The sequence below is a fragment of the Flavobacterium sp. genome (assembly GCF_003525665.1).
GTDB lineage: Bacteria > Bacteroidota > Bacteroidia > Flavobacteriales > Flavobacteriaceae > Flavobacterium.
This window is the reverse complement of record NZ_DQDX01000036.1, coordinates 45698-60010: the sequence shown is the minus strand read 5'-3', so window position 1 is coordinate 60010 and position 14313 is coordinate 45698. Positions and strand designations below refer to the sequence as shown.

The window sequence follows — 14313 nt, the reverse complement described above, 5'->3', positions numbered from 1 at the left end:
TACTAAAAGTAAGATTTCATCAGATATTCCAAAAACGTCTTATGTTCCAGGAACAACATCTGTAGAATTGGGACAAGTTTTTCCTGGTTTTCTAACTCAAATTATGAGAGAAGGATTTAATGAATTTGGCAAAACCATGCGCGGTTATATGACAAACGACGCCATTCTTCATGCTCCAGAAAGTAGAACTTCGTCGCCTGTGAGAATTCCGAGAGATAATGAAACCTTAGAACATGTTCAGATAAAAGGATTGTATCCTTGTGGAGAAGGCGCAGGTTATGCCGGTGGAATTATTTCTGCGGCTATTGACGGTGAAAAATGTGCTTTGAAAATCGCTGAGGTTTTAAAATAACTATTTAGTATGAAAAAATTCTTTTCTAAATTATTTAAGAATAAATCAACTGAAAATCAATCGTTACTTTCATTTGAAGTTTTGAATGAAATTTATTCTTATTTATATTACGAAAACCCAACGGTTAATTTCAAACTAAAAGGATTTTTTGACAAAATTTATATCAATCGCTATAATTTCCCAGAATCATTTGACAATCCAAAAAGTAAAAGCGAAATTAAAAGTTGTGGCTTTACCACAATTTATGATGTTTTGAATGAACTTTATGCAAAAATAAATATAGAACCAGTTTCCAAAGAGTTAATTGATGAAAATTATCCAGTAGATTTTATTCATATTCAATTTTACAGNNGAAATAATCGGAGTAAATTCTACTTCAAAAAATATTTTACAAAATTTTATCTTCTTTTTTTGTTGCGAAGAAGGAAGTTCAGAGACCAATGGATTCAGACTTTTGTATTCAAACAATCGTTATTTTACCTTTTTTATTAGAAATTTACTCGATACAAAATTTATAGAAAACAATATTCCTCAAAATGGTATTGAGCAAAAAGCATTCAAAGATTTCGAAACCGTATTAATTGGAATTTGTCACTATTTAAAAATTGAATTACCCGAAACCATTTCTGCAACAAATTTATTACCTGAAGAAGTAACCCAGAATCATTTCGAAGAGTTGTTAATTTTGATTACTCGACATAAAATTGATGAAAAAGTCATAAAAAAACAAGCCAAGAAGATGTTTGGCAAGTATAAAAAACGTTCAGAAGACGACAGCTTCTTTGAAGATAATTACAAATTTTTAGAAAATGTAAATTGCTGGAATAGCGACTGGAAATTTAATCCAGAAGATGCAGCATACTTTATTTCTGAAATGATTGAGCAAGATTTTACCTTTGAATATCCAGACGAAACTTACAGCCACGATTTGTTTCCATACATTCAAAAAGAATTAGCAAAATTGGAATTAGAACTAATGAGTTTTGACACACAAGGTGACAACTATTTGTTCTTTGTAGCCAACAAAAATGAAGTAAGCCAAATCATAGAACTTGCTCAAATTATAGATGTTAAAATTGATAGATTATAAGTTTTACTTCTTCAATCTATCTTTAAAAACCTTTTCAAATTTTTCAATTTTAGGCTGAATTACCATTTCACAATAAGGTTTGTTTTTATTGTTTTCGTAATAACCTTGGTGGTATTCTTCGGCTTTGTAGAATTTTTTTAATGGTTCAAGTGTTGTTACTATTTTATTAGAAAACACTTCAGAATTTAACTCCTTAATTAAATCTTGAGCAACTTTTTTCTCATTTTCATTTTTATAGAAAATTGCAGAACGGTATTGTGTTCCAACATCGGCACCTTGTCGGTTTAACGTTGTCGGATCGTGAACGGTGAAAAATACTTTGAAGATTTCATCCAAATTGGTTTTGGTTTTGTCGTAAGTAATTTCTACAACTTCTGCTGCACCCGTTCTTCCTGTGCAAACTTCCTCATAACTTGGGTTTTCAACTGTTCCTCCAGCATAACCAGAGTACACACTTTTTACACCATCTAGATTTTGATAAACGGCTTCCACGCACCAAAAACAACCACCACCAATTACTATAGTTTCGAAATCTCCTGAAGTTGAAACTACACCATCTGGAACAAAATCAAGTGAAATTGCATTCATACAATATCTTTTTCCAGTTGGCTCTGGACCATCATCAAATAAATGACCTAAATGACTGTCGCATCTTCCGCAAAGCGCCTCAATTCTTCGCATTCCATACGAATTATCATCTTTAAAAGTGATGCTTTCTTTGTTGTTTTGCTCAAAAAAACTTGGCCATCCACAACTGCTTACAAATTTTTGATCAGATTTAAATAATTTATTTCCGCAGGTTGCACAGTAATAAGTTCCTTTAGTTTCACTTTTCCACATGGTTCCAGTAAAAGCTCTTTCTGTATCGGCTTCACGAGCAACGGCATACAAGTCTGGAGATAGAATCTTCTTCCATTCGGCATTTGGGACATCTAATTTTTTTGTGTCGGTATTCGAGTAATACGGATTTTCAGGTTTGCTGATTACGTTTTCCATAGTATTAGTTTCTTTTTTTGATGCTTTTTTATTTGATTGTCCACAAGCTGTTAAGGTAAGCAAAGGAATCAGAAATAAAAAGGTGATTATTTTTCTCATAACAATTAAATTAATTGATGTACAAATTTACAATAGAAGTACGTTGCAAAATGTCTTACAGATTACAAATTGAGTGGTTTTAAGTAAAGTTTAACGCTTGTTGAAAATTTAAAAATTACTTAGCAATTCTTTTTTCGTATTTTTGACCATCATAAAAAATCTATGAAAGAAGAACAAGTAATTTTAGTCAACGAAAAAGACGAACCAATTGGTTTAATGAATAAATTGGAAGCACACGAAAAAGCAGTTTTGCATCGTGCCTTTTCGGTTTTTATATTGAATGATAAAAATGAAGTGATGTTGCAACAACGCGCTCATCATAAATACCATTCTCCTTTATTGTGGACCAATACTTGTTGCAGTCACCAACGTGCAGGAGAAACCAATATTGAAGCTGGTAAAAGAAGACTATTTGAAGAAATGGGTTTCCAATCGGAGCTTAAAGAACTTTTTCATTTTATTTACAAAGCACCTTTTGATAATGGTTTGACCGAACACGAACTCGATCACGTGATGATTGGATATTCTAATGAAGAACCCAACATCAATTGTGAAGAAGTAGAAAGTTGGAAATGGATGACCATTGAAGACATTAAAGATGATATGATTGCCAATCCTGATATATATACGGTTTGGTTCAAAATTATATTCGATGAATTTTATCATTATTTAGAAGATCATAAATTATAAAATAACAAATTCCAAATAACAAATTCCAAATAACAAATTCCAAATTCCAAATTTCAAAATATGAAAGTTACCGTTTCTAGAAAAGCACATTTCAACGCCGCACACCGATTGTTTCGAAAAGATTGGACCATGGAACAAAACGATTTGGTTTTTGGCAAATGCAATAATCCCAATTTTCACGGACATAATTATGAACTTATCGTTTCAGTTACTGGAGAAATCGATCAGGAAACTGGTTTTGTGATTGATGTAAAAATATTATCAGATTTGATAAAAGAGCATGTAGAAAATGCTTTCGATCATAAAAATTTAAATTTAGATGTTTCTGATTTTGCAGATTTAAATCCAACTGCCGAAAATATCGCGGTTGTAATTTGGAATAAACTTCGAAAATTTATTGATGCTGATAAAGAATTGGAAGTAGTTCTTTATGAAACTCCACGCAATTTTGTAACCTATAAAGGAAACTAAAATGGCACTAAAAGTAGGCGATAAGCTACCCAATTTTAAAGCAAAAGACACCAACGGAAATCTATTTGACAGCCAAGATTATATAGGGAAACAACCACTTGTGATTTATTTTTATCCAAAAGATGAAACTAAAGTTTGCACCGCTCAAGCCTGCAGTTTTAGGGATAATTATGAAGAATTTAAAGATCTAGGCGCAGAAATTATCGGAATTAGTGCTGATTCTGTTCAATCCCATGTAAAATTTAAAAGTAAATTTAATCTTCCTTTTATTTTACTAACTGATAATGACAAAAAACTTCGAAAATTATTTGGAGTAGAAAATGATTTTTTAATAATTCCGGGACGTCAAACTTTTGTAGTTGACAAAAATGGTTTGATTATTATGGTCTTTAATAGCATGTCAGGTACTATTCATATCGAAAAAGCTTTAAAAGTATTAAAAAAGTAAAATAATTATTCAACGATACTTTTAAACTGTTCAACGAAGTTGTTTGGTATTTGACAGATATTGACAAAATAATATATCCAATTTTTCGCATATTTGTACTTTAAATTTATCAAATGAAACTTTATCCATTACAATTTCAACCGATTCTTAAAGAAAGAATTTGGGGCGGAACAAAACTGAAAACGTATTTAAACAAACCTATTACTTCAGAAATTACTGGAGAAAGTTGGGAGATTTCTACTGTAGAAAATGATGTGAGTGTTATTGCAAATGGTTTTCACGAAGGAAAATCGTTGAACGAATTGATAAATGAATTTCCAGAAGCCGTTTTAGGAACAAAAGTCTACAGGCAATTTGGAAAACAATTCCCACTACTTTTTAAATACCTTGATGCTCGTGAGGATTTATCGATTCAAGTGCATCCACATGATGAATTAGCTAAGGAACGACACAGCTCCTTCGGTAAAACCGAAATGTGGTATGTAATGCAAGCCGACGATGATGCAAGATTGATTGTTGGTTTTAAAGAGAAATCTTCGCCAGATGAATATTTAAAAAGTTTAGAGGATAAAACGATAATCGATATTCTTGATACTAAAAATGTAAAAAAAGGAGACGTTTTCTTCTTAGAAACTGGAACCGTTCACGCCATTGGAGCAGGAACTGTAATTGCCGAAATCCAACAAACATCTGATATAACTTATAGAATTTACGATTTTGATAGAGTGGATGCGTCTGGAAACACACGTGAACTACATGTTGATTTAGCTTTGGATGCCATCAATTATGAAGTGGTCAATGCGGAAAAAAGCTACTTGAAAGTAGAAAATGAATCTAACGAAATTGTAAATTGTAAGTATTTTACAACGAATTTCATTCCGCTTGACGGAAATTTAGTTGTTGCTAAAAATAACGAGTCGTTCACTGTCTATATGTGCGTTGAAGGATTTTTTGATTTGAATTATAAAGGCGAACTGTTTCACTATAATACTGGAGACACACTATTAATTCCTGCAGAAATGACTGAATTTGAAATTTTAGGTAAAGCTTCGATATTAGAAATATACATTTCTTAACCTGAATTTGAAAGATTATGCGTAATTTTGCATCAAATTTTAAAAAATAAAAGAAAATGCCAAGCGTTAAAAATTTAAAAAAAGACATCAACTTCGTTTTAGGAGATATTATTGAAGCTGTTTATATTCACGAGATGACAAGCGAAGGAAAGCCAACAGAAGCTACCAATGCTGTTATAGATGAGGCAATTACATCTTTTGATGCTTTAATCGTTAAGGTTAATGCTAAAAATGTTGAAAATAAGAAAGCACATTTCAAGCAAATTAATGCAGAATTGGAACAAACTGCTAGTCAGTTGGTTGCTAAAATCAATGCACTTTAATTAAAAAAAATCATTAAAAAAGTGTAAAAAAGTTTTGGAGATTTAAAAATCGATATTATATTTGCACCAGAAATGAGACCGGCCAGCGTAGCTCAGTTGGCTAGAGCAGCTGATTTGTAATCAGCAGGTCGTGGGTTCGAGTCCCTCCGCCGGCTCTTCGTAAAACCATCACAGCAATGTGGTGGTTTTTTTATTTGCTAAAATTTGAAAGCAAAAAAAAAGACCTCAATTTGAAGTCTTTTTTTAATGTATTTTGATAAATTCGAATTATTTCTCGGTAGCTTTTCTTTCTTTGATTAAAGCGTCTAATTTCTTTCCGTAAATCGATTTTGAAACCTTAGGCGTTAATGATTTCTGAATTGTGTCTAGATACTTCAAATTGATATCATAAATTTCTGCTAAAGCTAAATAAGGTGCAACTTCAGAATCTTTATGATTCACCGCAAAGTTGGTTGTAAACAAATACTTTTTCTTTAATAAGTTTTCTTGCTGTGTGTTGATGGTTACTACTTCTGAAGTTTTCCCATCTTTATAGGCATTGAACTTTTTTTCTAATAAAGCTAAATCTTGATCGATTAATCGTGAAGCTACTTTTTTGTATTCTTCATAAACAGCATGATTTTTTGAACCTGTAATTTTAGTATCAGCTGTAAAAAAATCTAATGAAGTTTCGATGTTGATTTTTCCTTTCTCAGCAAAAAAAGCAATGTTGTTATCTAAAGAATTGGTAACTCCTCGATCTAAATAAAGATAATACATCTCTGGAGATTCAATATCCAATTCGCTTGTAAAATGAGAATCACCATTTATTTTTATAGTATCAAGAGCAACAAGTGTTGTGTCTTTTAATTTTTGAATGTAAAGCGTTCCTTTTTTTAGTCCTTTAACATATCCAGTAATTACTAAATCTTTTTCCTCTTTTTTTTCTGTACAGGAACTTAAAAGAGCTACTGATAGTAAAGCTATAATTGTTTTTTGCATCGTGTTTATATTTTTGGCAAAATAATAAAAAAATCCCCAATCTATAGCATAAATTGAGGATTTAAAAATGGATATATTCAAGTTTATCCTTTTAACCAAGCTTGTCTTAAATTATTCTTGCTTGCATCAGAGGCATTGTAGCCTTTTGATTCTGTGATTGGAATTATTGCTTTTCCAGTAAGTGTTTGTTCTTTTCCTGCTCTTTTTATTTTCATGGTAACGGTTTCGCCTTCTTTCCATGCTTGTACCGATTGCATCATCTCTGAAATTGCGTCTAAATTGTATTCTTTACCATTTAATGATAGAATTACGTCATCTCCTTTTGCTCCGATAGCTGTTAAAAACGGAGTTAAATCTGTATTAGCTCTAACCACAATTTCTTTTGTTGCAGGAATTCCAGATATACTTGCCGATGTACCATTTAAAAATGGATTACCTGGTTTTTTGATAGTGGTATTTGCAACTCCAACCTTAGCAAAATAATCATCATAAGGAATTGGAGTTTCTCCATCAACATAAGTAGTTAGAAACGTTCCAACTTCTGGATACGTTAAGGCTACAATTTTATCGAATAATTCTTCATCGCTAAAAGGTTTAGATGAACCAAATTCGTTAGATAATTTTTGCATTAAATCTAAAATTCCTCTTTCACCATTGCTTTTTTCTCTGATAGTGATGTCAATACACATTGCAATTAAAGCACCTTTTTCATATACATTTAAGTATTGGTCTTTGTAAGGTTTTTTAAGAACATTGGCGCTCATTTTGGTAAACGGCATTTTGTCATTCAATCGTTTTGCATTTTTAATTTTTCCAACCATTCTTTGGTAGAAATCACCTTCGTCAATTAAATCTTGATTGATTTGAAATAAATTGGCAAAATATTCAGTCACACCTTCGTACATCCATAAGTGTTTAGACATTTTTGGAGTGTTGAAATCAAAGTAGTGAATTTCATTAGAATGAACACTTAACGGAGTTACAATATGAAAAAACTCATGCGAAACCACATCTTTAATTTGTTCTCCAAGCGAACTTGCTGGCATCATTTCTGGAAAAACTACTGTTGTAGAAGTGTTGTGTTCTAAAGCTCCAAAACCTTTTGCATCTTTCTTTTTCATATCAGAAAGATATAAAAGAACTGTATATTTTTTATTGCTGTTTATCGGACCAAGAAATTTCTTTTGTGCACGCATTGTTTTTTCTAAATCACCCGAAAGTGCTTTGGCTGTATGCTTTCCATTAGCAGAATAAACGCTGAAAAGAATTTCCATTCCGTCTACAGTAAATGACGTAAAATCTGGTTTAGAATACATTATCGGATTGTCAACTAAGTCGTTGTAACGTTGCGTAACAAATACATCTGAAGTCGAACTTGCATCAGTATCGGTTAACGATGTTGCTCCAAAAAGTGTTTCTGGATGTAAGACAGTTACTTTGTAAGTCAAATCTTTTTTATCAGAAAAATATCCAACAAATCCGTGGTTGTTTAACATGAAATTTTTTCCTGCATCTATATTTGTTCCAGCAGGAGAGAATACTTCGTTACCACCAAAACCACCACCTTTTTCAATATCGTAAGTGTCGTTCACTAAATAAGTTACTTTGTCAAGGTTTTTTGCATCGGCAATAGTCCAAGAATTCACATCTTTTTTAGTAACCGTGATTGGATTTCCTTTTTTATCAAATGCTTTTAAATCGTCAATATATTTACCATAATCATCTTCAGAATACGTTCCAGGAATGATTTTTGGCAATTGGTATACAATTTCTTCCGATGTTATTGTTGGTGCTTTTACGGTAACCAAAACTTTATCATCAACTACATTAACTAAATCTATTGTTACTCCAATTTCATTGATTTCTGTTTTCGAAACGGTATTGGAACCCGATTTACAACTTAAAACCAAAGTTGCAATTGTTAAACTTAAAAGTATTTTTTTCATTGTTTCTCTTTTATTTGTCTATTGGTATTTTAAAATTGTTTTTTGTTACAAATTAAATTGAATTTATGAATTTTGTCATTGTTTCTGTTAGAATTGGCGTAATCGGAATTGTTCCGTCATTGTAAGACTTTAGATTATCTTTATCAATTAAAATTTCTTTTAAATTGTGATTCATGTTTTCTATGATTTTAAGTTCTGCTTTAGGATAAGCAGCTTTTAGCAACATAGCTTCACTTTCTGGAACTTGTAAATCTTTGGTTCCGTTGATAATCATCACTGGAATTTTTAATTTTTTAATTTCAATTGTAGGATTGTATTTTATCCATGAAATCATATAAGGTTGTACACTTTCTCTAAAAATACTTTTTATTGTTGGATTTTTTGAAGTTAATTCGAATGTTGATCCTTCTCTCAGTTTTGTTAAATATCCACTAATCTCGGCATCAAGATTGGGTAATTGTTTTACAAGTTGTTCTTTTAATACTTCATCTATTGGTCGTCCTGCTCCAGCTAACGAAATAAATCCATCGGCTTTTTTTAATGCAGTAATCATTCCAACTAATGAACCTTCGCTATGACCAGCAATAATTATTTTTTTAAATTTCTTTTGAGATTTAAAATAATCTAAAACGCTCGTTGCGTCGATAATCATATCATCAAATCGATCTAATTTTTCATCAATCTTACCCGATTTCATTTGTGCAAAAAGGCGTTTATCATAACTAAAAACAGCAATATTATTTTCTACTAAGCCTTCTGATAAGTACTTTAATGAATTTGTAAGTACGCCAAATTGATTGCCACTTCTATTAGTTGGTCCGGAACCAGCAATTAAAATAACTAGCTTGGTTTTTTTGTTTGTATTTTTTGGAGAAAAGAGCGTTCCTTTTATTAAAGAATTCACTTCAATATCTTGCGTAGTGAATGTTTTTTCTTGTGAAAATGCGGTGAATGTGATTAATAGAAACAGTAGAATTTTATTCATTTTGTAGTTTTTTTTAAGTGTAATAGTGAGCTACTAAAGTAAATAAAAAAAGCGATAATTTCTTATCGCTTAGGTATTATATTTTGATTCTAAAGTAAGATTTTAATTTACCTTAATCCAATTTATTTTTCATGTAATATTTGCCATCCAAATCATCAAAGTCATCATCAACCATTGGTTTTGGCTTCGGTTTGCTTGCTGCAACTTTTTTCTTCCAAAGTTCAAATTTGTCTTTGGGCAATCTTTTTCGCATCAATTCGGTTACTTCATTTTCGGTGATGCCAAATTCTGCTTTTAATACTTCAAAAGGTTTTCGTTCCTCTTGTGCCATACTGACAACACGTTCTAGTTGTTCGTTGTCAAGTTCTACTCTTTTACTTTTTTTCATTAGTTGAAAAGCCACAATTATTGTTAATTACTTCTTTTAGTCTCAAATTGTATTCCAATATTAAGAAAAAAATTAATTACTTTTTAAAATGGAGGTTAATTTTTACAAATTTTGTGCAGATCGAGGTTTCTGAAACGGAATATTAAGCAAATTTTTAAGTCGATTATTTTCTTCTGGATTCATGTGTGTATCAACTCCATAAATTATTTTTTCTCGGTCGAGATACAGGAATGTGCAGAAAATTCGATCCCAAATAGAAAAAATATTTCCATAATTACTATCGGTGTAGGGCAATTGGTAGTGATGATGAATTTTATGCATATCAGGAGAAACCATAAATAAACTTAGGTATTTGTCTAACTTTTTTGGCAAGCAAATGTTGGCATGTGTAAATTGAGTGGCTACCACAGAAAGTGTTTGGTATAAAAAAACCATCCACATTGGACATCCAACAATTAAAACTCCAAGAGTTGTAAAAACAAATCGGATGACGCTTTCGCCAGGATGATGTCTGTTTCCAGATGTTGTATCGATATAAGTATCGGTGTGATGTATCAAATGAAAGCGCCATAAAAATTTCACTTTGTGTTCTACAAAATGGGCGAGGTATGCACCAAAAAAATCTAATAAAAGTAATCCAATAATGGTGTAAATTACTAAGTTCAATTTGGGTAACCAATTTAGAATTCCGAATTTATTTACAGTAACAAAATCGGCAGTTTGTAATAAAATAAAAGCTAAAGCAAAATTAATTACAATTGTTGTAAGAGTAAAAAACAGATTGATACCAGCGTGTTGCCATTTATTGTATTGGAACTTAAAAAAAGGATAAGCGCTTTCAATTATCCAAAATAAAGCAATTCCGCCAGACAAGATTAAAGCTCTATGTACTGACGGAATAGATTCGAAATAGCTAATTATATTTTCCATAAAATTGATTTAAAATCAAATATAGGAAACTTTTAATTCAATTTCTATATGTTAAATAAAAATAACTGGCTTGGTTGCTTTTGGAATTTTATAGATGTGATAGGGTTGCGTTATCACCGTTGTAGCAAATCCTGATGGAGCAGTATGTGCTATCGAAACGATGTAATTGTCTTCATTTTCAATAATTTCGTCAATAGCTATTGTGTAACCACCATAACCTTTTATCTCATCAAAGATTGCAATTACGTCATAATTTTGAAAATCAATAGTTGTCTCTGTAAAACCTCCGGATACCGGATTAACGCTATCCATGCTGTTTTTTAGTGCATTCCAGTCGGCAACATTTGTAATAAGTAAGCGGCTTTCTTCAATTCCTTCGTCACCAGCACCGTACAAATCTCCACGCGAAATTTCGGTTGCGGTTAAAGCAGGTGTTTCATTATTGTCATCGGAATTAGAACAACCAATGAAAACGACTGCCAATAAGATTAATACTAATTTGTTCATGTTTTTTTGTTTTTTGTTTGTAGTATTTAGATGCAAAAAGTGATAAATGGTTGCGTCAAATTTACTTTATAATTCTAAAAGTTAGATTGATTCTTGATCCAATAGGCTTTGCAGTTTTCGGAATTTGGTGTTTCCAAAAGTGCTGTGTTTCGCCTTTCATTAGTAGAAGACTTCCGTTTTCTAAAGTGATTTTTTGCTTAGCATCTACAATTGAATTGTGTTTTAAATGAAAACTTCTTTCGGCTCCAAAACTTACTGATGCAATTACTGGATTTCTTCCAAGTTCTTTTTCATTGTCGGCATGCCAACCGTTGCTGTCTTTTCCGTCACGATATAAATTTAGTAAAACGGTTGTGAAATTTTCATTACAAATCGTTTCAATTTCAGATTTTATAAACATCAAAATCGGATTCCACGGATGCGGTTGCATAATAATATTTGAATAGGAGTAAGGCTTTCCTTCGTTTCCAAAAAGTGCTGTTAATCTGGGTTGTGGGTGCGTTTTTCCAAAAATAGTAATGTTGTCAAGTTGCCACGGAATTTCGTCTAATAATTTCGTGAACAATTGTTCTGACTGAGAAGCATCAAAGAAATTTGGATAATATTCTATTGAAGCATTGGGTAAATCGAATGAAATTTTTTCTTTTGGGAATAGCGAATTCATATTTCAAAAGTATAAAAAAAAACGACGAATAGTATATCCGTCGTTTTAAAAAAAAAATGTTTGGGGCTGGGTTATTCGTTATCTGTTTTTTGTAATAAATTTTTATAAATCAGTCCGGCAACAATTGCTCCTAAAATTGGCGCAACCCAAAACAGCCAAACTTGACCCATTGGTTCGCCTTGCACAAAAACTGCTTGAGACAAAGAACGCGCAGGATTTACAGACGTATTTGTTATTGGAATACTAATTAAATGAATTAAGGTTAATCCTAAACCTATAGCAACACCAGCAAATTTTCCGTTAGCAAATTTATCTGTTGCACCAAGGATTATTAATAGGAAGAACATTGTAAGCACAAATTCTGCTGCGAAGCAAGAAATCATTGAGTAACCTTCAGGCGAAAATGCGTCATAACCATTTGATGCAAATGCACCAGCTTTGGTATTGTCAATTACATTTCCTGTTTTTCCAGACCAAATGTATAGTAATGTTCCAGCGGCAGCAATTGCTCCAGCACATTGTGAAAGAATGTACGGTGCCAAATCTTTAGCAGAAAATCGTCCTCCAGCCCAAAGACCAAAAGATACAGCTGGATTAAAATGTCCTCCAGAAATATGTCCAACAGCATAAGCCATTGTTAAAACCGTTAGTCCAAATGCTAGAGAAACTCCAGCAAAACCTATTCCAAGGTTAGGAATTCCGGCTGCAAATAATGCGCTTCCGCAACCGCCAAAAACCAACCAATAGGTTCCAAAAAATTCAGCAAATAGTTTTTTCATAATGTAATTTGTTAAGTTAAAATTCAGTTTTATGTTAGGTGTATTGATATGCCCAATAAATTAGTATAAATTGAACTGGTAATCGTACCAATAATATCCAAGTTGGTATTCCCAGACTGGCATTTTTACTAATTAACATGTAGATATTTGCTGGAAAAACGATCACAAGAAGCCCCATAATTGACCATGCAGCCAAATTGGAAAACATAGGAACGAACAGGTAAATCCCGAATAATATTTCAAGGAATCCTATTAATTCATTGACGTAATTTTTATACGGAATAAAGGGAGGAATTATTTTTTCGTAAAATTTTGGGTTTCTAAAATGGTTTAATCCGGCGAGTATGTAGAGTACCGCCATAAGATATAAATGCCAAGGTTTGTCCATGTAAATTTGTTTTATATAACGACTATATAAAAACATTAACATAAATAATGCGTTTGTAGAACAGATTCTACAAATTTATCGATTATTTCTTATTTTTTTTGAAAATTTAGATTCATAATGATGATTGCTACAATAATTAAAACGATTCCTATCCATTGAATGAATACGACTTTTTCATTTAAAATTAAATACGCCATCATTACAGAAACTGGTAATTCTAAGGCAGAGACAATACTTCCAAGTCCGATTCCAGTTAATGGAAATCCAGCATTTAAAAGCATTGGCGGAATGATTGTTCCAAATAATGAAAGTACAATTCCCCATTTTAAGAAAATTGTAAAATTAAAGTCTTTTGCAGTTGAAAATACACCCAAAGCATCCGCAAAAGCTGGAGATTGATTCGGGATTATTTGTGTTATTAATGCGAAAATGAAAACCATAATTCCGCCACCCAAAAGCATGTAAAGACTTCGTTGTGCCGATGAAATTTCGGTAGCAACTCTATTTGCTGTGAACATTGTCGTGGTAAATGATGCCGCCGCTAATAATCCGAAAAATAGTCCAAGAGGATTTAATTTTATCTCAGAATTGATTAAATTAGTTGCCAATGCAGTTCCGATTAAGACTATGGCAACTGATATTATTTTGACGACAGAAGGCGCTTTTTTCTCTAAAAACCATTCCAACAAAACTCCCATCCAAACGGTTTGCATTAAAAGTACAATTGCAATTGAAACCGGAATGTCAAATTTTACTGCCAAATAATAAAAAACACTTGTTAAACCAGTTGAAGTTCCTGCAAGCATTAATTGAGAAATTTTTCTTTTACTTGGTTTTATAGCGGTATTGTTGTTTCGATTTCTTTGAAATGCATTAATTAGCAAAATTCCAATGATTCCAAAAATAAATTGTGACGATGTTACTTCTGCTGTAGTATAATTTTCATCATACGCCATTCGAACAAACGTTGCCAACATGCCATAACTTGTTGCACCAAGACCAACTAAAAATACTCCTTTTAATATACTATTTTTTGACATTCTTTAATTTTTAAAAAGCCTGCAAAGATAGTTGTTTGTTTCGTGTTTAGTGTTTGTTGATTGTTGTTTTTTTAAAATAATCCGTTTAAAACTTCATTTCTAATTCCAATTTTTGTGTAATCAAAATTCATTTTTTGTTTTAGCAAAGTAGCATAAACAC

At 31.8% G+C, this 14313-nt stretch carries 17 protein-coding genes and 1 tRNA gene; 8 read left to right on the top strand and 10 right to left on the bottom strand.

Features of this window, described 5'->3' with window-relative positions; genetic code table 11:
- Together DIU01_RS02690 and DIU01_RS02685 are read left to right on the top strand one after the other, a co-directional pair.
- On the top strand, positions 1-352 hold a 352-nt coding region (locus DIU01_RS02690; protein WP_367221668.1), incomplete at its 5' end, for an FAD-dependent protein.
- Between the two features lie 454 nt (positions 353-806).
- On the top strand, positions 807-1442 hold the full coding sequence (locus tag DIU01_RS02685) for a hypothetical protein (RefSeq protein WP_290831718.1): 636 nt from the start codon (positions 807-809) through the stop codon (positions 1440-1442).
- A gap of 3 nt (positions 1443-1445) precedes the next feature.
- On the opposite strand, the gene DIU01_RS02680 is transcribed toward DIU01_RS02685, so the two are convergent.
- Positions 1446-2438 carry a bifunctional methionine sulfoxide reductase B/A protein gene (locus DIU01_RS02680; RefSeq protein ID WP_290831722.1) on the bottom strand — a complete coding sequence of 331 codons (993 nt, stop codon included), beginning with the start codon at positions 2436-2438 and terminating at the stop codon, positions 1446-1448.
- A 261-nt stretch (positions 2439-2699) separates the two neighbouring features.
- Between DIU01_RS02680 and idi the strand changes: the two genes are divergently transcribed.
- From idi to DIU01_RS02650, 6 genes are all read left to right on the top strand, one after another.
- The gene (idi, locus tag DIU01_RS02675; protein ID WP_290831717.1) at positions 2700-3227 is read left to right on the top strand and encodes an isopentenyl-diphosphate Delta-isomerase; all 528 of its coding nucleotides are present in this window, start codon (positions 2700-2702) and stop codon (positions 3225-3227) included.
- 60 nt (positions 3228-3287) lie between these two features.
- The gene (locus DIU01_RS02670; RefSeq protein WP_290831716.1) at positions 3288-3698 is read left to right on the top strand and encodes a 6-carboxytetrahydropterin synthase; all 411 of its coding nucleotides are present in this window, start codon (positions 3288-3290) and stop codon (positions 3696-3698) included.
- A 1-nt stretch (position 3699) separates the two neighbouring features.
- Positions 3700-4146: a peroxiredoxin gene (locus DIU01_RS02665; RefSeq protein ID WP_290831715.1), complete on the top strand. Its 447-nt coding sequence runs from the start codon at positions 3700-3702 to the stop codon at positions 4144-4146.
- A gap of 113 nt (positions 4147-4259) precedes the next feature.
- A complete protein-coding gene (locus DIU01_RS02660; RefSeq protein ID WP_290831714.1) occupies positions 4260-5222 on the top strand; it encodes a type I phosphomannose isomerase catalytic subunit in 963 nt (320 codons plus the stop codon).
- Positions 5223-5278: 56 nt separating this feature from the next.
- The gene (locus DIU01_RS02655; RefSeq protein ID WP_290831713.1) at positions 5279-5545 is read left to right on the top strand and encodes a hypothetical protein; all 267 of its coding nucleotides are present in this window, start codon (positions 5279-5281) and stop codon (positions 5543-5545) included.
- Positions 5546-5626: 81 nt separating this feature from the next.
- Positions 5627-5700, top strand: a tRNA-Thr gene (locus DIU01_RS02650).
- A gap of 112 nt (positions 5701-5812) precedes the next feature.
- Here DIU01_RS02650 and DIU01_RS02645 read toward each other — a convergent pair.
- The 9 genes from DIU01_RS02645 to DIU01_RS02600 form a co-directional block, all read right to left on the bottom strand.
- Positions 5813-6526, bottom strand: coding sequence for a DUF4369 domain-containing protein (locus DIU01_RS02645; protein ID WP_290831712.1), 714 nt, complete (start codon positions 6524-6526; stop codon positions 5813-5815).
- Between the two features lie 83 nt (positions 6527-6609).
- Entirely contained in the window at positions 6610-8472 is a 1863-nt protein-coding gene (locus tag DIU01_RS02640; RefSeq protein WP_290831711.1) for a peptidase M61, read from the bottom strand.
- A gap of 52 nt (positions 8473-8524) precedes the next feature.
- Entirely contained in the window at positions 8525-9457 is a 933-nt protein-coding gene (locus DIU01_RS02635) for an alpha/beta hydrolase (protein ID WP_290831710.1), read from the bottom strand.
- Positions 9458-9569: 112 nt separating this feature from the next.
- Positions 9570-9845: a TIGR03643 family protein gene (locus DIU01_RS02630; RefSeq protein WP_290831709.1), complete on the bottom strand. Its 276-nt coding sequence runs from the start codon at positions 9843-9845 to the stop codon at positions 9570-9572.
- 102 nt (positions 9846-9947) lie between these two features.
- Entirely contained in the window at positions 9948-10775 is an 828-nt protein-coding gene (locus tag DIU01_RS02625) for a sterol desaturase family protein (protein ID WP_290831708.1), read from the bottom strand.
- 51 nt (positions 10776-10826) lie between these two features.
- The gene (locus DIU01_RS02620) at positions 10827-11282 is read right to left on the bottom strand and encodes a protease complex subunit PrcB family protein (protein WP_290831707.1); all 456 of its coding nucleotides are present in this window, start codon (positions 11280-11282) and stop codon (positions 10827-10829) included.
- A gap of 61 nt (positions 11283-11343) precedes the next feature.
- Complete coding sequence (locus tag DIU01_RS02615) at positions 11344-11946, bottom strand: alpha-ketoglutarate-dependent dioxygenase AlkB (protein ID WP_290831706.1); 603 nt, start codon at positions 11944-11946, stop codon at positions 11344-11346.
- A 71-nt stretch (positions 11947-12017) separates the two neighbouring features.
- Positions 12018-12725, bottom strand: coding sequence for an aquaporin Z (aqpZ, locus tag DIU01_RS02610; RefSeq protein ID WP_290831705.1), 708 nt, complete (start codon positions 12723-12725; stop codon positions 12018-12020).
- A gap of 477 nt (positions 12726-13202) precedes the next feature.
- Positions 13203-14153, bottom strand: a complete 951-nt coding sequence (locus DIU01_RS02600) for a DMT family transporter (RefSeq protein WP_290831703.1) — start codon at positions 14151-14153, stop codon at positions 13203-13205.
- Positions 14154-14313 lie beyond the last annotated feature (160 nt).